Annotated in this window: 23 protein-coding genes; 9 read left to right on the top strand and 14 right to left on the bottom strand. The window is 62.8% G+C overall.

Annotated elements, in window-relative coordinates; genetic code table 11:
* The first annotated feature begins 57 nt into the window (after nt 1–57).
* The 4 genes from FHR21_RS13440 (at nt 58) to FHR21_RS13425 (ending at nt 2,819) form a co-directional block, all read left to right on the top strand.
* Nucleotides 58–390, top strand: a complete 333-nt coding sequence (locus FHR21_RS13440) for a hypothetical protein (RefSeq protein WP_184099146.1) — start codon at nt 58–60, stop codon at nt 388–390.
* Nucleotides 391–428: 38 nt separating this feature from the next.
* On the top strand, nt 429–902 hold the full coding sequence (locus FHR21_RS13435) for a hypothetical protein (protein WP_184099144.1): 474 nt from the start codon (nt 429–431) through the stop codon (nt 900–902).
* A gap of 92 nt (nt 903–994) precedes the next feature.
* Nucleotides 995–1,837, top strand: coding sequence for a JAB domain-containing protein (locus FHR21_RS13430; RefSeq protein ID WP_184099142.1), 843 nt, complete (start codon nt 995–997; stop codon nt 1,835–1,837).
* A gap of 220 nt (nt 1,838–2,057) precedes the next feature.
* On the top strand, nt 2,058–2,819 hold the full coding sequence (locus FHR21_RS13425) for a DNA -binding domain-containing protein (RefSeq protein WP_184099140.1): 762 nt from the start codon (nt 2,058–2,060) through the stop codon (nt 2,817–2,819).
* Between the two features lie 24 nt (nt 2,820–2,843).
* On the opposite strand, the gene FHR21_RS21180 is transcribed toward FHR21_RS13425, so the two are convergent.
* Genes FHR21_RS21180 through FHR21_RS13400 form a run of 4 tightly spaced genes read right to left on the bottom strand, consistent with a single transcriptional unit; the run spans nt 2,844 to nt 9,203 of the window.
* Nucleotides 2,844–3,905, bottom strand: coding sequence for a restriction endonuclease (locus FHR21_RS21180; RefSeq protein ID WP_338113156.1), 1,062 nt, complete (start codon nt 3,903–3,905; stop codon nt 2,844–2,846).
* Nucleotides 3,902–6,856: a MobF family relaxase gene (mobF, locus tag FHR21_RS13410; protein WP_184099138.1), complete on the bottom strand. Its 2,955-nt coding sequence runs from the start codon at nt 6,854–6,856 to the stop codon at nt 3,902–3,904. The genes FHR21_RS21180 and mobF overlap by 4 nt, the downstream gene beginning before the upstream one ends.
* Complete coding sequence (locus tag FHR21_RS13405; protein ID WP_184099136.1) at nt 6,853–8,883, bottom strand: type IV secretion system DNA-binding domain-containing protein; 2,031 nt, start codon at nt 8,881–8,883, stop codon at nt 6,853–6,855. The genes mobF and FHR21_RS13405 overlap by 4 nt, the downstream gene beginning before the upstream one ends.
* The gene (locus FHR21_RS13400) at nt 8,880–9,203 is read right to left on the bottom strand and encodes a hypothetical protein (protein WP_184099134.1); all 324 of its coding nucleotides are present in this window, start codon (nt 9,201–9,203) and stop codon (nt 8,880–8,882) included. The genes FHR21_RS13405 and FHR21_RS13400 overlap by 4 nt, the downstream gene beginning before the upstream one ends.
* 537 nt (nt 9,204–9,740) lie before the next feature.
* Between FHR21_RS13400 and FHR21_RS13395 the strand changes: the two genes are divergently transcribed.
* Genes FHR21_RS13395 through FHR21_RS13380 form a run of 4 tightly spaced genes read left to right on the top strand, consistent with a single transcriptional unit; the run spans nt 9,741 to nt 13,417 of the window.
* The gene (locus FHR21_RS13395) at nt 9,741–10,925 is read left to right on the top strand and encodes a tyrosine-type recombinase/integrase (RefSeq protein ID WP_184099132.1); all 1,185 of its coding nucleotides are present in this window, start codon (nt 9,741–9,743) and stop codon (nt 10,923–10,925) included.
* The gene (locus FHR21_RS13390; protein WP_184099130.1) at nt 10,918–12,141 is read left to right on the top strand and encodes a site-specific integrase; all 1,224 of its coding nucleotides are present in this window, start codon (nt 10,918–10,920) and stop codon (nt 12,139–12,141) included. The genes FHR21_RS13395 and FHR21_RS13390 overlap by 8 nt, the downstream gene beginning before the upstream one ends.
* A 55-nt stretch (nt 12,142–12,196) precedes the next feature.
* A complete protein-coding gene (locus tag FHR21_RS13385) occupies nt 12,197–12,436 on the top strand; it encodes a sigma-70 region 4 domain-containing protein (protein ID WP_221235172.1) in 240 nt (79 codons plus the stop codon).
* Between the two features lie 51 nt (nt 12,437–12,487).
* On the top strand, nt 12,488–13,417 hold the full coding sequence (locus tag FHR21_RS13380; protein WP_184099372.1) for a nucleotidyltransferase and HEPN domain-containing protein: 930 nt from the start codon (nt 12,488–12,490) through the stop codon (nt 13,415–13,417).
* Between the two features lie 23 nt (nt 13,418–13,440).
* Here FHR21_RS13380 and FHR21_RS13375 read toward each other — a convergent pair whose 3' ends face one another.
* From FHR21_RS13375 to FHR21_RS13365, 3 genes are read right to left on the bottom strand one after another with little or no spacing between them, the layout of a single operon-like run.
* Nucleotides 13,441–14,355 (bottom strand): XamI family restriction endonuclease, encoded by a 915-nt coding sequence (locus tag FHR21_RS13375; protein ID WP_221235171.1) that lies wholly within the window; start codon nt 14,353–14,355, stop codon nt 13,441–13,443.
* A complete protein-coding gene (locus tag FHR21_RS13370; RefSeq protein WP_184099126.1) occupies nt 14,352–15,968 on the bottom strand; it encodes an Eco57I restriction-modification methylase domain-containing protein in 1,617 nt (538 codons plus the stop codon). Before FHR21_RS13370 ends, FHR21_RS13375 begins: the two co-directional genes overlap by 4 nt.
* Before the next feature lie 11 nt (nt 15,969–15,979).
* Nucleotides 15,980–16,309: a HigA family addiction module antitoxin gene (locus tag FHR21_RS13365; protein ID WP_184099124.1), complete on the bottom strand. Its 330-nt coding sequence runs from the start codon at nt 16,307–16,309 to the stop codon at nt 15,980–15,982.
* Nucleotides 16,310–16,696: 387 nt separating this feature from the next.
* On the opposite strand from FHR21_RS13365, the gene FHR21_RS13360 reads away from it, so the two are divergent.
* Nucleotides 16,697–16,933 carry a hypothetical protein gene (locus FHR21_RS13360; protein WP_184099122.1) on the top strand — a complete coding sequence of 79 codons (237 nt, stop codon included), beginning with the start codon at nt 16,697–16,699 and terminating at the stop codon, nt 16,931–16,933.
* 196 nt (nt 16,934–17,129) lie between these two features.
* On the opposite strand, the gene FHR21_RS13355 is transcribed toward FHR21_RS13360, so the two are convergent.
* From FHR21_RS13355 to FHR21_RS13325, 7 genes are all read right to left on the bottom strand, one after another.
* Nucleotides 17,130–17,333: a hypothetical protein gene (locus FHR21_RS13355; RefSeq protein ID WP_184099120.1), complete on the bottom strand. Its 204-nt coding sequence runs from the start codon at nt 17,331–17,333 to the stop codon at nt 17,130–17,132.
* 50 nt (nt 17,334–17,383) lie between these two features.
* Nucleotides 17,384–18,394: an SLOG family protein gene (locus tag FHR21_RS13350; protein WP_184099368.1), complete on the bottom strand. Its 1,011-nt coding sequence runs from the start codon at nt 18,392–18,394 to the stop codon at nt 17,384–17,386.
* Nucleotides 18,395–18,599: 205 nt separating this feature from the next.
* Complete coding sequence (locus FHR21_RS13345; protein WP_184099118.1) at nt 18,600–19,151, bottom strand: DUF736 family protein; 552 nt, start codon at nt 19,149–19,151, stop codon at nt 18,600–18,602.
* Between the two features lie 721 nt (nt 19,152–19,872).
* Nucleotides 19,873–20,025 (bottom strand): hypothetical protein, encoded by a 153-nt coding sequence (locus FHR21_RS13340; protein WP_184099116.1) that lies wholly within the window; start codon nt 20,023–20,025, stop codon nt 19,873–19,875.
* A 22-nt stretch (nt 20,026–20,047) separates the two neighbouring features.
* Nucleotides 20,048–20,455, bottom strand: coding sequence for a type II toxin-antitoxin system VapC family toxin (locus tag FHR21_RS13335; RefSeq protein WP_184099114.1), 408 nt, complete (start codon nt 20,453–20,455; stop codon nt 20,048–20,050).
* 3 nt (nt 20,456–20,458) lie between these two features.
* Nucleotides 20,459–20,716: a type II toxin-antitoxin system Phd/YefM family antitoxin gene (locus FHR21_RS13330; protein WP_184099112.1), complete on the bottom strand. Its 258-nt coding sequence runs from the start codon at nt 20,714–20,716 to the stop codon at nt 20,459–20,461.
* Nucleotides 20,717–20,792: 76 nt separating this feature from the next.
* Nucleotides 20,793–21,584, bottom strand: coding sequence for an N-6 DNA methylase (locus tag FHR21_RS13325; RefSeq protein ID WP_184099110.1), 792 nt, complete (start codon nt 21,582–21,584; stop codon nt 20,793–20,795).
* Nucleotides 21,585–21,935: the final 351 nt, after the last annotated feature.

The following is a 21,935-nucleotide window of genomic DNA, read 5'->3' as shown; positions in this document are numbered from 1 at the left end:
TCCCTCAACTCTCGAAGCACCAAGGGTCGGGGCCTGCGCCCCGGCAAAGGAGAAGTCATGTCTGAACAACTCACATCACTCGCCGTGCAATTGCAGCAGCAAGTACCGTCGGCCGAGATTCGCATCGACGACGCGCTGATCGCCGTTTCCTCCCTCATGGCGAGCGTCGTGACGGCACGGCGCGACACCGAGGGCGTGCCGGCCGCGAAGGGACAAGCCACGATCCAGCGCCTCGCCAAAGCCCAGATGGCGCTGATCGATGCAGGTGGTGACGTCCTGCGTGTCCATGGAGAGCTCGTGGCGATCGGCCGGGAGACAGCCGGATATGATCTGCATGAGGAATGTCCACAACGCTCGGCCGTCTATCGGCTGCACGCCGTGGCAGCTTAGAATTTGACCGGGAGTCGCGCGCGTGAAACAGGAGCGGAATGCGTGTCGCCATTTTCGCCCTGCTCTTGCTCGCGGCTCTCGGCTACGCCGCCTGGCGTGGTGGCGGCCCGGAACGGGTGATGGCGGGGATTGCATCGACAATGGTCGGCGCCGACTTTCTGCTGCACAGGTTCGTTGCGCCCGAATATGCCGTTCTCGACTTCGGGCATTTGCTCATCGATGGATTCGGCGCATCAGCGACCTTGCTGCTCGCCCTTTTCGCCCATCGCTTCTGGCCGATGATGGCCGCGGTGCTCCATATTCTGCCGTTGCTGGCCCATTTCAGCCGCGTCTTCAATCTCCAGATGGATCCTGCAGCGTACATGATCATGCAGGTGGCGGCCTCCTGGCTCGTTCCGCCCCTCCTTCTACTCGCAACCTGGCGACACCACCGGCGGCTTCGTACGACCGGCAACGATCCGTCCTGGCACATCTCATCGCAGCGATTTCCCCGAACGACAGCGAAGAATTAGCTGGCGCGCTCCTCGGCGAGTTTCGAAGCCTGGACCGAATTTGGGTCCAGACCCCCGAGGCGCTTCGCCGCATTCTCGGCGACCGCCGATCGGTGATCGAACTGCTTCAAAGCGCGCGGCACGCCATGGTCGAATCGATGCGAGCCAAGCTGCATTCGAGGCGGATCGACCCCGCCGACGCAAATCTTCGCGAATACCTCATCGCCTCAATGGGCTCGCTCGCCGATGAACATCTTCGCATTCTATTCCTGGATGCGTCGCGGCACCTCATTGCGGATGAGCATCTGCAAAGCGGCACCCTGTCCTATCTGGCACTCTACCCTCGGGTCATTTTTCGTCGGGCGCTCGAGCACAATGCAGCCGCGATCATTCTTGTGCACAATCATCCGAGCGGCGATCCCAATCCCAGTGACGAGGACATTGGCGCGACGCGGCGCCTTGAGGAGATTGCCCGCTCGCTCGACATCCGCCTGGTTGATCATATCGTGGTGACCGCAAGTGACACCAATCGCGTCATGGATGGCGCTAAACCGCGTCGCAGCGGTCTGTTCTCGTTCATCCTGCGGAGTCCGGAAACCAGCTCGGATCGGCGTGATCGAACGGAACGCATCGTGGCCAATGCGCGCACGGCGCAGCGCAGGCGCTTCCTTCGCCGGCAACTTGTCGGGGCACCGGAGCTTTTCATCGAACCAGCGTGGGACATGCTGCTCGACCTGTTTATCCACGAGTGCGAAGGCAAATCCCTCTATCTCTACCCCATGTGCATCGCCTCCGGCATCCCGATGACCAGCGCTCTGCGGCTCGCGCAGAAGCTGTGCGACGCGGGCATCCTGCGGCGGACCCCCGACCTGTTCGATGGGAGGCGGAGCATCGTCACGATCGAGCGCGAGGTCGCGCACCGACTGCGCGCCTATTTCGCGGAAGGTGCCGAATAATCGGCTAACCCTGCCCCCGGCACCGCATGAAGGCGCCGGGCGATCGTCAGCCCCCCAATCCCATCGTCGCCCACCCCCGCACCGGCACTTTCGAGCCTCGCGAAAGGATGCGGCGTCATTCGGCCAGACGCGCCGAACGATTTTCTGAATTTGACGGCAATGCGGAAGGACCGGGGCGACGCTTCATGCAAATATTCCGACTATATTCCGGCTATATTGCATGAACCGCGATCCACCTGAGGCCGATTGGCAGGTGGCCGACGAATATTCCGCGCTGATGCACTGCGATCGCCGCGCCTTCGCCTGGGAATGGCTGCGACGAACAACCAGATATCGCCGCCTTTGGGCAATCCGGGATCGTCTCCCGGCCCATGCTCCGACCCGCGTCGGCCTGCTCACGTGGATAGACCCGTCGACAACCGCCCCTGAGGCCCGTCCAATCTGGACCCCGGCTACCGATCCGAAGGTGCTCCGCACACGGGCGGGAAGCCAGAAGAATGCTCCAGGAGACACTGTCGATATCCTTGCACTCGCGGACTATTTGTCCGTTGCGATCGACGAAGCGCATGCCGAACATTGGCTCTTTTCGGACGGTCGCTGGCTGATAAGATTGATGCACCGTGATGGGACGTTGCTTGGAAGGTCCGCCATTCTCGAGCACGAGATCAGCGGCCTGAATTCCGCGGTTCCGAAAATCGCAGCATTGCGGCAATTGGTTGCCCTGGCGGAGCACGGCGAAATGCCGGCATCGCTTCATCCACGAGAAACGCGCGCGGCGCGCTGGATACTCGAGTTGCGAACGGCGGATGCTCTTGCAGCCGGAGCGTCTCAGAAGATGATTGCGCAAGGACTTTTTGGGAAGACAGTGACACCCTGCCGCTGGCGGGTAGAAAACGCGTCCTATCGGTCGCGCGTTCAACGCCTCGTCAAGACCGCGCAGCGCTATCTCGCGGACCCATTCAGCGGGCCATGGTTCCGGTGATATGCCGATTGCACGAACCACCGTCTATCGACCAAAACGGCGCCGCAAATGAAACGCGACAGCCTTCGCATAGCGCGCCTGCCGCCAGGCCGTTGGACTATGATAAACGCCGATAGCCTTCCAATAATCGCCCGTGGCGGCAAGACCGGACAGGAATATCCAGCGCGCGGCCTCGACATTGAAACAGGCGTCATTCTGGAGCCAGTATCGCACATGGGTCTCTGGCCGTTTCACGAGCCCAGCGATCCTGGGCACCCACCAGCTGTTCACCTGCAGCGGCCCGAGATCATGTGTGCCATTGGTGTTGGCAACCGCCGCGCCGATCCACCCGCCTTCCTGATCGCGCAGCGCCCAAAGCGTGCGTTCGAGCCACAGCTTCCCATGTGCAGCTTTTCGAATGCAGGCCGAGACCTTTGCCTCGTGCAAGGAACTTCCCGATTTCGCCCAAGCTTTTCCATCGCCCCCGAAGAACGCGAGCGAAATGGCGATAACGAGGAGCAGGAGATACGCAGAGCCTCGCTTCGGCCTTCTGGTCCGGTCGGGCATTTTCGCTCCCGCACAGGGCCTTCCCGTCAGCAAGTCGATCAGCCGGTCGCCCGACACAATGTCCACATGCTGCGATGCATCGACCGCCGCCCGGCTCGCCTCACCGGTGCGACCTGCATGGATGAACAATCCCCGCGCCCGCCGTCTGGCGCAAAGATCGACAAAGGCACGGACATGCTCGGGTCGAATGGCTCTGCGATAGCGTTTCATCTGGAGCAGAACGCGCTTTCCACCGATGATCACTTCGCCGTCTACGCCGCCGTCGCCGCTGTATCGCCGGCTCCGAACCACCCGGTTCCCGCGCCACTCGAACGCCTCGATGACCAGTTCCTCGAAAGCCAGCGCGTCCATGGCGCGACGCCGGGCATAGATGAGCCCCCGCGGCTGATCGCGGTCGTCCCCCTGGAGTTGGTCGCACATCGCGAGCGCCTGCCGCCGTCGCCAGCGATGCGTCGCCTTCCCACGCCATCGTTTCGCCAGCCCGAAAACGAGAATGGCGACCGCGACCGCCGCGGCCGCGATCCATATCGTGTCTTTCATCGATCATGTCCTTTATGGGAGGGGGCGTGGTCTCGCGCTGGCTCGGGCGTTCGGTCGGGCGCCCGCTCGGGCGCAATAGGCGGGCCATCGGCAAGCACGCCGCGCAGATAATCATCGAACCGATGAGCGGCCTGGTGCGCGCGGCCCGCCAGGCGCTCGGCGAGGCTCGTAGGGCGCAAGACCTGCTCCCAGTCCCGCTCGCGCGCGGCCCGCCGCTCGGCCCGTTCGGCGCGCTGCCGCAGCATGTCCTCACGCGCCTGCCCAAGCAGATCGCCATGTCGTTCTCCGCGAGCCCGGATGCTATCGCGCCATAGGCGGCCCAGCCCCTCGAGCGCCGAGGTCTTCTCACCGGAATGCGCCTCGAGCTTCTCGGCGAGTTTCTCGCCATTCTGGGTCCAGAGCTTCACGCCGAACCGCGCGCGCGTGATCGCCGTGTAGTAATTCTGGCCGTTGACCAACCCGGAATTCAGCGGCGCCAGCACATAAACGCGGTCATAGGTCTTCGACTGCGACGAATAGACGGTCTCGGCATAGCCATGATCCCATGTCTTGTGTTTCGCGAGGTCGACGACCTGCGGGTCGCTCTTGCGGTCCCAGCGGATCGTCGCACGCGTGCCGTCGAGATTTTCAATCGTCCCCCGTTCCGCGTTCTTGAGATCGAGATCCTTCGCCGCAAGGCGCCATTGGATGCGATCGCCCGCGGCAAGGTTACGCTTGTCAGCGACGAACACATTGACCTGCGCGGCCCGCCCGACACGCGGATTCCAGAGGATCGTGCGGCCATTTTCATCGACCAGCCGAACGAGCTGCCGCCCGCGCGCGTCCTTCTCGACGCCCTCGACGCGATATTCCGCGCCGCGCGAGATACCGAGGCCCGCATCGTCGCGCGAAAAGATCACCACCTGCCCGCCCGAATAAAAGCGCGCGAGCCGCTTTTCCTGGTCGGTCATTCCGGCAGGCCGGAGCAATTCGAGTGGCGTCTCCTCGGGCGCGACCCTGCCCTCCTTCTGCAGCACCTCGCGGACCATCAGGTTGACAAGCTGGCGGGTTTCATTGTCGAGAACGAGGATATTTGTTTTCGACCGGCTCTCCGGGTCCAAACGGGTCCAGTCGGCGACGAGACTCCTGGCCAGTTCCTTGCTGTCGCCTCCGCTGGTGACGGCACCGAGATGGCGCAGCGAGCGGGCATAATCACCGACCCGCGCCGCCGCGACCGCCGCCTTCATCATGCCGGTTTCCTGGCGAATGGCCTGGCTGAGGGCGCTCGTCGGAAGCCCGAGCTGCTGCATCAGCCAGAAAGCCTTGCCCTGCTCGATCGCGCCGGTCTGCTTGTCGTCGCCGAGAAAGAGGATGCGAGCGCCGGTATCGTGGCTGACCTGAAGCAGCCGCAGTGCCTGCCGGTTGCCAAGCTGCCCCGCCTCGTCGACGACGAGGACATGGCGGTCGGTAATGTCGCGTCCGCCGGTGGCGAGGAGCATCGCGACTGTCCGGGACTCGATCCCGGCATCATGGCCGAGCTTCCCGGCGGCGGTCGAGGTGGGAGCCAGGCCGATGAAGGTCCAGCCGGGCTCGGCCGCATCCTTCAGCACTTTGACGAGCGTGGACTTGCCCGAGCCCGCAACCCCGTCGACACCGACAGCGCGATCGTTCGACTGCGCGAGATGGGCCAGCACATCGCGCTGATCCCCATTCAGGATCGATCCGTCGAGGACCGCGAGGATGCGGTCGCGACCCGCGAGCGGCACGGTGTCGTCCAGGCTCAGCGACAGTTGGGTCGACAAGGCAATTTCGAGCCGTGCCGTTTTGCGCGAGGTCCGACCCCGCGTCAGGATCTGGTCACCCGTCGGCTCGGTGGTCCTGAGCAGTTTCCATCGTGCCTCATGCTCGCGAAGCAGCGGAAGCACATCGCTCAATCGAACCTCGCCGACATGCGACGCGAGCCCGGTTCGCACGAGCCGCCCCAAATTATTGACCGCCTCCCGGGCTTCGGATTGGCGGAGACCGAATAGCGTCGCGCGGCGCGCGGCGGCGGGTTCGGTATCGATCGCCTTCACGCCGCGCTCGTCGCTCGTTGCCCGCAGGGCTTCGAGGTCCTGCGCATAGGGCCGCATGCGCGTCGCCCACTGATCGCGAAGGCTTTCGAGGTCGATGGTCTGCTTGGCTGGCCGCGTCGCATAGAAGGAACCCTTGCGGGCCGCCTGCCCCTCGCGCCCATGTTCCCTCGCATGCGTATCGATCTGTTCGGCGCGCTGCGACATGTCGGCGATGAGCGCCTTCGGGACGCCCCTGATCTCGAACAGCCCACTGCGTGGATCATAGTCGATGTCATAACCAAGCTCGCGAAGACGATGCGCGAGGTCGTTTCGGTAAATCTGCCCCGCCGTCATATATTCGGCATACATCGCCAGCGATTCGAGGCTCACCATGTGCCTCTCGCCCTCGCGATTGGTCATGTTGAGTATGACGATATGGGTGTGGAGGTGGGGATCGAGCGCGCGCGACGAGAATTCGGTGAAGCGCGCATAGGCAAGCCGCCCGGTTGTCTCATAGGTTACCTTGCCGTCGATACGGCGGCGCGTCTGGGCATGATCCTCGAGCCAGCCGATCGCGGTCCCGACCGCGCGCTCGTGTGCGGCGATGATGCGCTCGTCTCCTCCGACCAGCGCCATGATGGACACGGACTTGGGCGCATTGACCGGAAAGTCCCAGCCGGGGTGATGGTGGATCTGGCCGTCCTTGCGGTGGCGGCCAAGCTGCTGATCGCCCACTTTGCCGGCAAGCAGGGTCTCGAAGACCTTGGTGTCGACAGGGCCATCGAGCCCGAGATCGGCGGCGAGTTTGCCGCCCCACTCGCTTGGCTCCTGGTCGCCATCCTTCGTATAATAGTCGCCGACCCCATAATAGCCTGCGATATTACCGGGTTTACCGTAAAGCCGCGTCGGATGAATCATGCCGGCTTCGCGGGTTTGCGGCGCCCGCCGGGACGGCCGTGCTGGCGCAGAACATGGTTCCATGGCGGGACCACAATCTCGAACGACGCAGGCGGGCGTTCGGGCGTGTCGCCTTCGGACGGCTGCCGAACCTCGCCGTCACGATCCCAGCTCGACGGATCCGGTGTCGGCGCGGCAGTCGGTTCGAGAGGCAGTTCTGGATTCGAGCGGTCCGGCATCTGCTTCCTCGTCCGTTTGCGGGGGGCTGTCGCCTTCGCTGGAACTGTTGCGGGTGGAGACGGCAAAGCGGGCGGCGGCTCAAATCGGAATGGTGTCTCCTTGCGCTCGATGAAGGCGTCGCAGATCGACAGCACTTCATTATATCTGTCCGCAAAGCGGATCACCGGCAGGTCGCGGCCGAACCGCAAATAGCCCGACAGGTTCGCGAGATTGGTGACCTCGGTGTGCATGACGAGCGGCCGCGTCACCTGGACGCGAGAGAGATTGACCCCGTCGCGCATGTCGTTGACGCCATAGCTCATGCCCTCGTTCGCCTCGACCTGTTCGACCTGGCCGAGATTCTCGCTGACATGCTTCGCCGTGGGGGTGTCGTTGGCGCGGAGCGCCACCCAGGTCGAGCAATAGCCGGTGATCGCCGCGGCATCCTGGATGCCGTATGTCGCTTCGAGTTGCGGGTAGCTCTGGAACCCCAATATGCCGCAGCCACCATATTTGCGCGCGCGGGCGAGGAAGTCGGACAGCGACGGCAGTTTCTGCAGCGAGGGGAGCTCGTCGATGACGCAATAGAGACGCCGTTCGCGATCGGGAGCGAGGCTCATGATGGCGCTGATCGCGATATCGAGCCATACGGTGATGAGGGGGCGAAGCGAGGGAAGCTGGTCGGCCTTCACGGTGATGAAGAGCCAGCTGTCGTCCCCTTCCGTCGTCACCCAGTCGCGGATCGAAAGCCCATCCTCGGTATCGTCGAGATAGGCGAAGCTGCGCATGACCGACGCAAGTTCAGCCTGGATGCCCGCCGAGGTGCGTTCGCCTTCGGGGCTGATGAACGCGGCCGCATCGGTCCCTGCGGCGAAAGCGGCGAGATCCTTGAGCGGGGAGCGCAGCACGGTGTGGAGCAGGACCGACACATAGGTCCGCCCCTGCGCCGCCAGCTTGCGCAGCACGGCGACCAGCGTGCCGCGCGCCGCTTTCGGCCAGAAGGGGTCGCCATGCTTGTCGGGGATCGTCGATTCCGCGATCTGGTCGTAATGATAGTCGCGCGGCACATCGACCCACGGCGACCAGACCGCGGTGCGCTCGTCGAGGGGGTTGAGGAGGATGTCCTTACCCTTGCGGTAGAACTTCTCGACGAAGGTGCCGGCGGTATCATAGACGATCGCCCGCTTGCCCTCGGCGCGGATGCCGTCGAGCATCTTGACGGTCATGTTGGTCTTGCCCGTGCCGGGAGCGCCGCAGATCAGGACATGTTCCGGTTCGAACGCATGCGGCACGTTGATCCCGCCGATCGCGAAGCTCCCTTTGCGCTCGCCCCGCAGCGCCCGGCGGACCTGCCGCAGTGTGCCGAAGCGCGCGCCGCGCAGATATTCGTTGGACCCGAGCCCCCTCCCCGTTCGGGTGAAAGCGAACCAGGCGATGACGAGCGCCGCGAGGGCGAACAGGCCGGCGAGCACGGCGCCGGTAAGGAGGTCGCCTTCAAGTTTCTTCAGCGCCTCTTTTGCGATCGCGGATTCCAGCAGCCAGTCGGCCGAGGTCCAATATTCCTTACCCGCCGGCGTGCGGAAGAGAACGGGGTCGTTGGTTCCCGGAGCGGCATCGGCCTTGAAGGTGGCTTCGACCAGCTTCGTCAGGACGAAGCGCTGATATTCGGTCGACTTCTCGAAGGCGTACCAGACGGCGCCGATCACCCAGATCGCGAGCCCTGCGAGACAGGTCTGATAGAAGACCTGGGTGGTCATGCGGACATTGTGGACGATCGCCTGGCCACCGCGTGTCCAGCTCCCGAGCGTATCGTTGCGGAAGATGCTCATGCGCCCGTCCCTCCCCCCGCACCGGGAAGGTCTTCGGGCGTGATCAGCCCCCGCTCGAGGAGCAGGCGGCGAGTGTCCTCCATCCCCTTGGCCAGGCTTTCAGGATCGCGGCGACCGACATCGGTCGCGAGGATCGCGAGCATTTGGATGACGGTCGAATGGAGTTCGTTGATGTGGGCATGGAAGCCGAACGGGTCGGCGCCGTCGAGACGTTCGAGCAGGTCCCGGACATAGGCCGATGGAGTCGTGTCCGCCGCGTCGGCCGCTATCAGCAAGCGGTCGTAGAGGGCATCGTCGAGACGCAGAGAAAAGCGCGCCATGCAAAAAGCTCCTGGTTGGAGCCTTTGAGCACGGGGTCATGAAGCAGGCCGACTATAGCCGGAAATCGACGATATTCCAACGGTCTCTTGCGTCTGACGTGTCAGACAAAAGATGACGAGGCCGATCAGTGGCTTAGGGATCGTGTCCGACAAGTGCCGACGCATTTGTCTGTCATGTCGGACATTTGGCGCCACCCCCAAATGGGAGAAATACGGGCATAATACATTGATATAGCTTGCGAATACTCTCCGCAGCACCCGTGCGTAGGGTGCATTACAAATTACGACCATCGGGAGTGAGTCCGGCCACCGCATGAGCTTGCGAGTGCGCGCACCGAATCGCTTCCCGGCGGGCAACAAATAGCTGATCTGGATAGGGAAATTTCCACCCCGAAAGATCGGCGATGATCGGCCGAAGGCCGGTCGAGCACCCTTCCAAACCCGTCCCGCTCATAAATCCCCGCGTGTCCTGGGGAACAACCCCAAGACGCGCTCCCTCCGGCCCCACGGGGCCGGGATTTATGGAGTGATGACGCCATGCCACGCGTTAAACCGATTAACCTCGCCGCCATCGATATTGCGTCCTACGACCTGCCCGCGACGGGCGAGCGCCTGCTGCATGACGCGAAGACGCCGGGGCTTGCCCTGCGCCTTCGCGCCTCCGGCGCGCGCTCGTGGGTGCTGCTCGAAAGGACCAGCGGACGGACCACGCGCCGCACCCTCGGCAGCGCCGCGCTGATCCCGCTCGATGCGGCTCGGCGGATGGCCGGGATGCACCCTGCTTCCTCGCCCACCCTGTCCGCCCCTACCTCCTCCGCGCCGCTGTTCGGATGCGACACGCGCGTTGCGGACATGCTGCCGCGCTTCCTCGCGTCGGGAACAAAGGGGCGGTGGAAGCCTTCGACCCTCGGCATCATGCGCGCCGCTGCCGATACGCATATCCTCCCCGCCTTGGGACGGCGACGGGTGCGCGATATTACCCCCGAAGAGGTGACGCGCTGGCACCTCGACGTGTCGGCGCAAAGCACCGCCGCGCGCATGGCGCTTTCCACCCTGTCGGGGTTGATGCTCTATGCCGAGGATCACGGCCTGCGCGAACCCGGCTCGAACCCCTGCCGAGGGCTTCGCAAGAAGCAGCGCGGACACCGAGGGCAGTTGCTTCCCGCCGCGACGGTCAAACGGCTGTGGGCGACGCTCGACGCCGTGCAAGCCCGTTTTCCCGATGCCTGTGACGCGCTGCGCCTGCTGCTGCTAACCGGTGCGCGCCGGAGCGAGATATTGGGGCTGGAATGGGACCGCATCGCGGGACCGCGCGCGGCGCTGGAAGACTCCAAGACCGGACCGCGCACGATCTGGCTCAACGCCCCCGCGCGGGCGATCCTCGATGCTCGCAAGACAGCGGCGACCGGGCCGCTGGTGTTTCCCGCTCCGAACGGGGCCGGTCCTGTCAGGAACCTTGACCGGGCTTGGACCGCGATCCGCACGGCGGCCGATTTAGGGTCGCTGCGGGTCCATGACCTACGCCATCATTTCGCGTCGGTCGCGGTGTCGAACGGGATCGACCTGCGGCTCGTCGGGCAATTGCTCGGTCATCACGATCTGGACAGCACCCTTGGTTATGCCCACCTCTCGACCGCCGCGCTGGCAAGGTCGGCAACCCGGGTATCGGGCATCATCGACCGCGCCCTGCGCGGCAAGGCCGGGGAGGCGCGTCATGCCTAACCTGCGCCTGTCCCTGACGGACTCCCTCTGCGCGCGAGCGAAGCCCGAGCCGCGCGAATATGCCCTGCGCGATCTGCGCCAGCCGGGGCTTGCCCTGCGCGTCCAGCCATGCGGTGCGCGAAGCTGGATCATGCGCGCGCGGGTGAACGGAAAGCCCGTGCGGCATTCGCTCGGCGCATTCCCGGCCATCCCGGTAAAGGACGCGCGGCAAATCGCCGCCGCTCTGCTGTCCGCCGATGCCGCGCCGCCGCCCACGCTGTCGACCGCTCCCCTGTTCGAGATATTCCAGACGGAACATGAGCGACGATGGGCCGCGCTCTACAAGGCGGCGGGGCTCAAAACCTATCAGACCTATGTCCGCTGCGAATTGCTGCCCGCCTTCGGCGGCAAGCGGCTCGACACGATTACCCGCCCGGACGTGATGCGCTGGTTCGAGGGGTATAGCGCCCGCCGTCCCGGCGGGGCCAATCGCGCCCTCGGCATCCTCGGCCAGATGCTCGGCGCGGCGAAGGCGTGGGGCCATCTGCCCGATGGTTGGCTGAACCCGGTAACGGGTGTCAGGATGAACCGGCGCAAGGTCGTCGGCACCTTTCTGAGCGAGCGCCAGATGGGACGGCTCGGCGTGGTGCTGGATGCCCGCATGGCGACCGGCTGCACGGCGGCGGCGCTGCTGCGCTTCCTCACCCTCACCGGTTGCCGGGTCGGCGAAGCGGTCGATCTGGAATGGCGCGACGTGCTGCCGGATCGGCTGCGGCTGCGCGACAGCAAGACCGGGCCGCGCGACGTGCCGCTCGGCGTCCCCGTCCGCCGCTTCCTGAAATCCCACCGCGCCCGCTCCCCGTCCCGCGCGCCCTCAGCGCCGGTGTTCCCGCTCGCGAGGCGGCAGCATACGGAGACCGTTCGCGCCGCGTGGCTCTCGATCCGGCGGGAGGCGGGATTGCCATCGGCGCTGCGTATCCATGACCTGCGCCATAGTTTCGCCAGCCACGCGGTCATGTCGGGCGAGACGCTGTTCTCGACCTCGCGGCTGCTCGGTCATCGGCGGGTGCAGATGACGGCCCGCTACGCCCACCTCGCCGACGCCGCGCTACTCGCTGCGGCTGAGAAAATCGGGGCTTGGATTTGGGCGAGCCACCACGCCCACCCGCGAAACACCTATCAGCATCTGCAAGAAAGGCACGAAAATGGCCCGCTTTCCGTTCCGTCCGTCCGATAACCCGCCTGTCGTCCGCCCAATGGAGGGCGATGACGATTCAACAGGAGAAGATTTGATGAACCTGATCGAAAAACAGCCCGACGCGCTAATGCGCCAGATAGAAGACGTCATCGCGCGCGCAAAGCCCCCCGGCCGCGATATATTCCTCGCGGTTCGGTTCGACAATGCGAGCTATGAGGAACTGGCCGAACGACATGGCATCAGCGCCAAGCGCGTGGAGAAGGCCATCGCTCGTCTAATGACCAGAATCTTGCTGGTGGGGCGTCCGCGCCGGTGGCAATTCTGGCGGCGATGACTGTGGTTGGCGCTTGCCATTCGGCAAGCGCCCCTACAGGGTGACGGCGACATGCGAACAGGCCTCGACCATCTTCCCCCGCATAAGCAGCGCGAATTGGAACGCGTCGTGCAAATCATCTTCGAGGAGTTCGAGGATGCTCTGGCGCTCGCGACCCAAGGCTGGAAGAAGAAGGGCCGGATTACCAAGATCATCCTCTACGGCAGCTATGCGCGCGGCGGCTGGGTCGATGAACCTCATACCGCCAAGGGCTACCAGTCCGATTATGATCTGCTCATCGTCGTCAGCGATCAGCGGCTGACCGATCGCATCGAATATTGGTCGAAGCTCGATGACCGGCTGATCCGCGAACTATCGGTGACCAAGACGCTGCGGACGCCGGTGAATTTCATCGTCCATAGCGTCGGCGAAGTGAACAACGGCCTTGCCGAAGGCCGTTATTTCTTCATGGACGTAGCCCGCGACGGCATCGGTCTCTACCAGTCCGACGACAGCGAATTTTCCGAGCCGAAACCCAAGACACCCCATGCCGCGCTCGACATGGCACGGGAATATTTCGACGAGTGGTTTCCCACCGGTTTACAATTCCTGCATCATTATCGCAGCGCGTTGAGCGAAGGCTGGCTCAATAACGCAGCATTTCAACTGCATCAGGCCTCCGAACGATTCTACCATTGCGCGCTATTGGTCTGCACCTTCTACACGCCGCACGTTCATAATTTGACGTTCCTGCGGACGCAGGCCGAACGGATCGACCCGCGCCTGATCGACGCATGGCCGCGAGAGGGGCGCGCCGACCGGGCGCGCTTCGAGAAGCTGAAAGACGCCTATGTGAAGGCCCGATACTCGAAGCACTATCGGATCGACGCCGACGAACTCGCATGGCTTGGCGAGCGCGTCGAAGAATTGGCGCGCATCGTCGAAGCGGTGTGTTTGGAACGTATTGAGATGCTCGAAAGAACGGCCGCCGATGCGGGCTAAAAGTTCAGGTAAATCGTACCGTATTAATTCTTCGTTTGGATGATCCAATCGGTCAGCGCCTGAAGATTATGCGCCCAGAAGATTGTCAGCCCACGCTCTTGCGCATCCTTCAAATTGTGGAGTTTGTAAACGCCACTTAATACGGCGCTGGGCACAACTTGTCGAAGGCCGAAATCGGTTTTCCAACTCGTTGCCTTCACCGCCGCATCATTGTTCAATCGCTTGACCGAATTTGTCGACGAATTGGAAACTTTACACTCGATCGGCATAGCCCGATGATCCCAAAGGCGGAGTACAATGTCGGCCTTACGATTGCCCAGCATACTCTCGCCACAAAACTGACCCGGCTCTGGCGCCAAGGAGATATTGGGGATTTTTCGCGATGGAACTTCGACAAACCCAAGGTCTCGAAGTGCCTGTTTAACAAGTCCTTCCTGCGTCTCCTTGCCCAAGGTCCGGCGCTTCGTTTGCGCGCGACTGGCCGCCATAAGCGCCGCAGAAGCCATAACTGCCGCGTTTCGTTCTGCCTCGGTGGGCTCGCGCTCTTCAACCACCCAAGCGAAACGTCGTCGGTCTAACACTTGACGCACAACCGCTATCAGGCGCTGGACGAGTTCGGGGGACGCTTGCAGTGACGCCAGCGTAAGTGAACTAGCCTCTGCCAGAACCTTCAAATCATCCTGCGAAATCGGTGGCCCCGCTAAATAGCGAAACGCTTCAAGCAAACGTGCGTCGCCGAGAACGTCCAGCGCGACTTGTTCGATCTGAGAGAGATCAACGGTAGCTTCAAGTATCTCTTCGACATAACTTTGATACTCGTCGAACGCGTCAAGATAATCTTCAAGCGGCTCTTCAAGCCGTTCCTTGGAGAATGCAGTCTTGGCTTCGTGTAAATCACTCTCGAGTTGGGCATCTTCCCAAACTGGCGGATCGATCACGCTGTTACCCCGTTTGCCAACATGGAGGGGCTAGGAACAATCAGCCTCTCCATTTCTCGTGGTTCAAATTTTGTAAGCCCACCAGCATAAGTGCGCCCCGAACGCTGAGATACATTGACTTGGAGATATGCGACTAGTGCTTTTTTCACCGTCTCATTCATAGTGTCGCGCGGATAAAGACCATGTGCGACGTTGATGTGCCGAGCGTCAGCCTTATTGATCACAAACCCCGGAGGGCGTCTCGCCATATAAGTCGAGATGATCGGGGCGGCAGCGCGAAGACCTACGGACCACCAAGCTTTCCTATTCTGAGCGACGTAGCCAGCATTCGCACCCATCTCACGCGCGACCTTCAAAAATTTCAGCACAGCATTGCGCTCTACGGTATCGAGTTCATCAAGGTCAGCGGGTAAATCGATAACCTGCCGCAATTTCCCTGCGTCGGTAAGCAGGCCATCCGCATCGAGCACTTCGCGAGCCCGCGTTACAGTTGGGAAGAGCACTGAATCAGGCAGTCCCATGCTATGCTGACCCGCAATCCAGACCCCATTTGCTCCCGTTACCGTCCCGCGGTGGACCCGGCAGATTTCTCCCAGTTCTACGAAGCCTTCGGGGGGGCGTTCGGACACGCGCGTAAGGTGCGACCAGCGGCTTTCAGTTGCCAACCGATCTCGATGCACTTTGCGTCCCTTAGCAATATCTCCAAGTTTAACGAGGCTGTCGACGCGACGAAAATTGACTGAGGTCGGTGACGCGCCAACCTCAAAGGTCGTGATGGCAGCCGTGGTGGCCGCATCAGGAAAGGGCTGGGCGGTCGGTTCAATAACGGTGACGCTTTTGCCGCCAAGGTCGCCAAGCACGAGCGAACGAACAAGCGACCCGTAGTTTACGTCGAGCCATTCCGCCGCAGTGATGAAAGCACCCACATCATTCGGCTTCGCATTGGCCGCCGTCGCAAGAAAGAAATAGACGTGCAAACCTGCCAATTTGCTTGCGGATAACCTCAACTCGCCGGCTTTGTCGGCGAGCCAGCTTTTCCATTTGGCTTCAATTTGGTGATGCCGAACATAAGGCGGATTGCCGATGTAGAGCGTTTTTCCCGCAATCTTTTCATCAAAATCCCGAAAGTCGCCCAAAATGACGCGGGACCGTTCCCCCATGCCAGAAACGGCAAGATTAGCCCGAGCCATCAACGTAGCAAGAGGATCAACATCTATGCCGACGAGCTCAGCCTTGGGAAATGCGGCCCCTGCGGCTGCAAGGAATCTGGCCGAGCCAACACCCGGATCGATGACACGCGCTGGAGTGCAGTTAGACATAGCCCACTGAATCATTGTCTGCACAATTGGCGCAGGTGTGTAGGTGGCTCCATTTTCGCGGCGAAGTTCGGGGGACCGAAGCAACGAAAAACTGTCGCCCAACGGGTCTTCCCCATTCAGGATCGCATCGCGCAAATGCGATGCCTGTGCCTTTGACACCTTACGCGAAACGGCCGCATCGGCGAGTTGCATTTCAGCGCCGGACAACTCCCCGCCCGCATTGAGCGCGCCCAATGCTATTGCCGCTGAGGCCAGTTCGTTTTCATTATCGAACTGAACGATATGCTTCGTCATGTTTCGGCCCCTTAGTTTACTGGTTTGCCAGCCATTGCCGGTTTGCGAGGCCGAAAGGGGCGAACTTTTATCTCCCGTTCGCGCTTTCGGGCCTCGGCAATGTCGAACGCATTCTGCATCCGCATCAGGGCATCCATTGACACGCCAAAAGCCTTCTCAATTCTCAGAGCCATCTCTGAGGAAAGGTCAGCGCGTTGATTGAGAAACTTCGAAAGCGCGGGGCGCGTCACCCCCAACGCTTGAGCCGCATCAGTAACCGACAAGCCTAGGCCGTCGACGATCTGGCTCTTCACAAAGCCGCCGGGATGTCCCGCCGGTTCTGACAAGCCGTCCTTAGCCATGAAACCCCCAAAAGCTTCTCTCATGTTCAATGTGCCCTGTAACGCCACAGATTACAAGACATGTTTTGTTCTACTTTTGTTCCACAGTCAAGAGGCAATACGAAAAGCTTGATCTCTTGGAAGAATTGATTCAGAATGTGTCCTGACAGCTTGGTCAAAACGCGAACAAGCTGTTGAAATAACACCATTTATGAGCAGCACGGGTGCGTAGGGTGCATTGATCGCCCGCAGGGCGTGCGTTCGCCCCCCGCAGCGACTTGCTCGCTGTGCCGTCCGCATAGCAAAGGCGGGCGGGGCCATGATTCTGATGTGGGTGGGGTTGCATCGCGCCGATGGACGCGCAAGGCTCTCGGGCAGGCGGGCAGACCATATTCAGGAGAAATGGTCATGCCGAAAAAATCGGAACGCGACCGGTTAGCCGACTTGGTCGAGCGCCAAAAAAAGGTCGGTGAGGAAATCGAAGCGGCGCGGGCGCAGGTGCGAGCGCGATATGCGCGCATCGTCGCGGATATGCCGATCGAGGACCTCACGGAGCGCGATTTTCGCGATGTGCTGGGGCAGGTCCTGCGTGTTGGCGGGAACGCCGCGCTGACGGCTCTCAAGGCGCTGCGACCTCCGTCCTGAGCGCGACGCCCGCGCCCTGAGCCACCGCCTTCCTTAGCGGAAAGGGGAGCGACGTTGGAGGGCCGCCAGGCCCGACAAAAGGAGCGGCGTGGGGAAAACCGTTCGGGTTTCCCCCGCCGTGCGCGAAGCGCACGAAAAGAGGCCGCGCGCGGGATTGCCGCGCCGACCCTTCATGGAATTGCTGCAATGTCGCTAATCAGTCGGGAAAGAAGTCGTAACCGCTGCTGTGGCCGCAATGATCGTAGTCGATGGTGCGATAGGCGTTGATAGAGCCACCGTCGAGTTGCTGGAAATAGTGGTGCCGCGCGAGTTCGCCGCATGACGGGCAAGGTGCCTCAAATCGTTCGTCGTCGAGTTCCATGCCGCCGGATTCGATGCAACTGCCGTAGCCTCTGACCATGATAATTATCCCGATGGAAGCGGCCCGCCGCATGGGCGAGCCGCAGGGGATCACGCGGCAAGACGCCGCGACTTGGGAAGCGGGGGACAAGGTGCCTGATCGGCGCGCATGATGACGTGTGTCGGGACGCGCCGTCCCCCGTCCTGCGGGTTGAACAGGTCGTAAAGGTGCGACTGGATGCCCGACCCTTCGCAGATGACGGCCTCGACGGGCTGGGTCTTGTTCACCTGCCGGTTGCGGTCGAACGCCGCCGACTTGCCCCGCCCATAGAGGCCGAAAACGACGCAGGGGACTTGCTCCCGCGCAGCCCATGCGGCGGCGATGGCGGGAACCCCCTTACGCCCCCCGATGGACACGAGCACCATGTTCGGGATGCGCGCCCTGATGGCCGAAAGCTGGTCATAGATGATTTGCCAGTCGTGCCAGTCGGGTGGCCCCGAAATGACCACGGTCGGCCCCTGCGGGTCGTAGCGGTCGCGACGCTTTTCGGCGCGAGCGCGCAGGAAGTCGAGCGCGGCGATCTGGCTGGCGCTGGTGACGTGCGAGGCTTTCGATCCCTTGGCCGGTGTCCATGCGCGACCCGAACAGGCCCGATACATCGCCGCCGCATAGTCGCGCATCGCCTCGATGGCGGCGCGCTGCTCGGCGACCGACTGACATTCAAGCTGTTTCTGTTCGAGTTCGCTATTGAATACCTCGCTCGCGTCCATCCGCCGCGCCATGTCGAGAATGACCCGCTCCAGTCCATCCTCGCGGTTCGCGAGTTTGCCCGCGACGAAATGGAAGCTGTTGACGAAACCCCATGCGATTTCGGGGGCGAGCGGGTCGAGCCGCGTATCGGTGAACAGGTCGAAGATGGTGGCGATGATGCCGCCGCATTCGGCCTGCGCCTCGAACGGCGTTGGCATATAATGCTCGTCCGGTTCCTCGCCGGGTTCGATGATGGTCAGCGGAAGCGGGTCGCCGAAAGAAGCCTCGAACGGGTCGGCCTCCAGCGTCTCGGCATAGTGGCCGCTAAGGTCGCCGCGCGTGAACCGCTCCGCGCCGTCATCGTCCTGCATATGCTCGATTTCGGGGCTGAAACGCTCGTCGCCATCGTCGGGACGGGTGGCGACAAGCGCCGCCAGAAGTTTCGGAAGCTCGGCAAAGCTGCTAACCGAGCGGAAGGCTGCAAACTTGGTCATGGGTGCTACTCCGTTGAACGGGTTGACGGCTTAGGGTCGGGGGAGCGTTCCAGCGCCCCCCTGACCCGCCTTGCTTCACGGCTTAGAACGGGACGTCATCGTCCAGTTCCTTATCGCCGCCGTTCATCGGGGCGCCGCCCGTCATGCCGCCAGAATAGTCCTGAAAGCCGTTCGCGCCGCCGCCGTGATCGCCGACATATTCGCCGTTCGGTCCTGCGGTGCTACCGCCCGAAAAGCCGCCATTGCCCTGCCGCTGATCGCTGCCGCCCGACGATTGGGCGCGACCGGAGACATAATCGTCGCCATCTTCCTTCGATACCATGTCAGCGCCGACCGCGAAGTCGCCAAAGACAGCGACGTCCATCGAGACACCCTTGCCGCGATCGGTGATGAAACCGCCATGAAACCACGAACCATCGCGCCGCATCTGGCGCGGCCACAGCGTTCCCAGATGATAGAGATTGCCTTCTCTGCCGCGCGCCCATGCCTCGTAGGAAGGGCTCCGCTCGCTGCGACGCTCGACGGGGCGCAATTCGACATATTGGGCGTTGATCTGCGCGGTGCTGACCCAGCCTGTAACGAGGCCGCCGGTGTCTTTGAACCCGCCAACGGTGATCTGATTGCCATTCGCCATGTCACTTACTCCAAACAATGCGCCTTCGGGGCCAATCCCCGACTGCACAAATACTTTACCCCCTTCCCTAAATTACTTGTAGCCCATTGTTTTCTTGACAGTTTTTCATCGTGCATGGTGAGCCTGAGCCGACACGGCCGCGTCAGCGGCTCACGGGAAACGCATTGCCCGAAGGGCAATCTGCCATCCTGATCGCCGGACGACGCGGCTGGGCTCGTCGTTCATCGCGCACGGAGCCGCCTTCGCCTGGAGCGCCAGTGGCGGGGGTGGAGCGGGGGCACGAAGGACGTTTCGCTGCGCTATGCGGAGCTTGGTGAAAATCGGCCTGCCGACCCATTTGGGTCATGACGATCCCGTCGGCGGGCCGATTTTCACCTAGCGAAGCTTGCGGAGGCAGCCTTCGTGCCCCCGCTCCAGCTCCGGCATGCCAGCGATACTGGCGAAGGCGGCTCTGTGTGCGATGATCGACCCTTGTCGGGAGGCGATGCGGGCCGCGGCGTCCCCGACGCGGCCCGCCTCAAAGAAAAACGCGCGGTCCACAGGACCGCCTGCACACGGGCAGGTGCAGCCTGCCCGGCGGAAGGGATCGTTACGGCGAAGCCGCCAAGACCCGAAGGGGCTTGGTCGGAGCGAAGCGGAGATAGAGCCCGGTGCCCGCGCAGCGGGCATCCGCACCTCCCACGGCGCGCGCGCCTCTCCCCGCCTCTGTCCGCGCCCGGGTCTAACCCGGGAATTCAGGATCAAGAACGTGGGAACCCTGTTTGCCCGCAACCGCGACCGGCCACTCGCGCAGAGCCATCCGGAACGTCGCGAAATGAATGCGCACGAACACGAGCAGTTGCATGGCGACGACGACGTAGATCCGTTGCCACATCAAAGCCTTCGCCGGATATTGATCAAACAGGTGAAAACGGATTGAGCAAGCCGACACCGAAGCCCTCGAAATCAGCGACATTGCGCGTCACGATGGTCAGGCCGTGAACCAGGGCAGTGGCGGCGATCAGCGCGTCCTCGATCAGATGCTCCTGCTGGCGGTGCATGAGCTTTGCCCATTGCCGGAATATCACGGCGTCGGCAGCGAGGATGTTGTATGTGCTCGAGACCTGATCGAGCCAGCCCTCGATCTCGGCCGCCTTGTCCGCATCCCGCTCGCGCGTAATTTCGATCCCGGCCTGAATCTCGGCGAGGGTCACCGCGCTGAGGTGCAGGTCCTGATCCGCCATATTCTCGAGCCACGCGAGCACAGCACCGTGGGGACGCTGCCGACGCAATTCCGAGACGATGTTAGTGTCGAGGAGGAACATGGGTCAGGAAATATCCGCTGACGGACGGCGCCGCAAACGCCCGCGCGCCGGGATCTGCAAGTCGGCACGTGCCTCATCGGACAGGAGAAGCTCTTTCAACATCGGCGTAGCGGATTTCTGGAGGCGGCGCCATTCGCTCATCGGGATGAGGACGGCGGCCTCGCTACCGCGCCGCGTGACGAGTTGCGGCCCGTCGCGCAAGCAGGTGGCGAGCAACTCGCTGAAACGCGCCTTGGCGTCCTGAACGGGCCAGATATTCATCGGGTTGGACCTTTCGTAAAAACTAGTCAGATATATAGTCAGTTCATGCGGGCGTTTCAAGCGAACCGACGGACGGTCAGAAGAGGCGCAACTGGCGCGGCTCCGTCCCATCGTCCGGCCATGGCGCTGCCACAGGCGCATCCCGTCCCGGCGCGGGATCGATCAATTGGCGGGCGGTCTCCTCGGCATCGCGGCGCGCAAGCTTCGCGGACCATCCACCCAGAATATGCGCGGGCGTATACCAATGCTCGCGCATCTCCATGGAGAGCGAGTTCCCGACGATCACCACCGCGGGAATGTGCATCAGCGTGAACTGGATATAAGCCATGTGGACGGCGCGGGGATCGATGTCGATGGCGGTGACGTGGAGTTGCTGCTGATAATTGAGGTCCTGCGCGCGCATGATTTCAGCCAGCGCGATGATCATCGCGCCCGCGCCGCAGGCCGGTTCGAGCGCGCGCACGAAGCCGCTCTTTTCGATGATCCCGGCAAGCTGGTCGGCTGCGCCGAGGGTGCCTGCCATGAGCTGACATATGGGGTATGGGGTAAAGAACTGCCCGCGGGCCGCGTTACCGAGTCCGAGCTCCGCGAACGCCACGCCCAGCACGTCGCCGGGCCCCGCCTCGAGCGCGAGGACGATTTCAGCGAGAACCTTAGTGAAGACATCAACGACATCGCGCTCGTAGCGGCCGACGATATCGAGATAGCGCTTCTCGCGGGCGTCCCGATTGGCAAGGTCGATGGCGTTGGACATCGCGATGGCGGCGGCCTCCATGCAATCGGAGAACAGGGCGTGGAGGTCGTAGCGATAGGTGCAGGAGCGCAGCAGCTTGCAGATCGTCCGGATGTGTTCGTGGTGAGGGGTCATCGTGCATGTCCCGGGTGGCGGACGCGCGCGAAAGCCTCCTCATTCAGGAGGAATGTGGGGTGCGCGGCGACCGGCGTTGAGGTGATGCCGAGCGGTCGCCGCCGAAGCGGATCGAACCGATCCCATTCTCGCGCCCCTCTCCCCTCCTTCGGGGCGAGCGTATTTCAGGAGGTTGATCGGCGTGAGGGTGTCTTCGACCAGGCGATCACGGCACGATGGGGGCGGAACGGCTGGAGCGGATCGCCGGTGCGGACAATGAACCGGGGGCGGCCCATCGCGGGACGGCGCCGCGCGGCAGCGCGGCCGGATGAGCCTGACCGATGGCAAGTGGATGGGTGGGTCGCGCCGGGG

The sequence above is a fragment of the Sphingopyxis panaciterrulae genome (genome assembly GCF_014199295.1).
Taxonomy (GTDB): Bacteria; Pseudomonadota; Alphaproteobacteria; order Sphingomonadales; family Sphingomonadaceae; genus Sphingopyxis; species Sphingopyxis panaciterrulae.
Note: the sequence above shows the minus strand (reverse complement) of the source record. Positions and strands in the feature narration are given on the sequence as shown.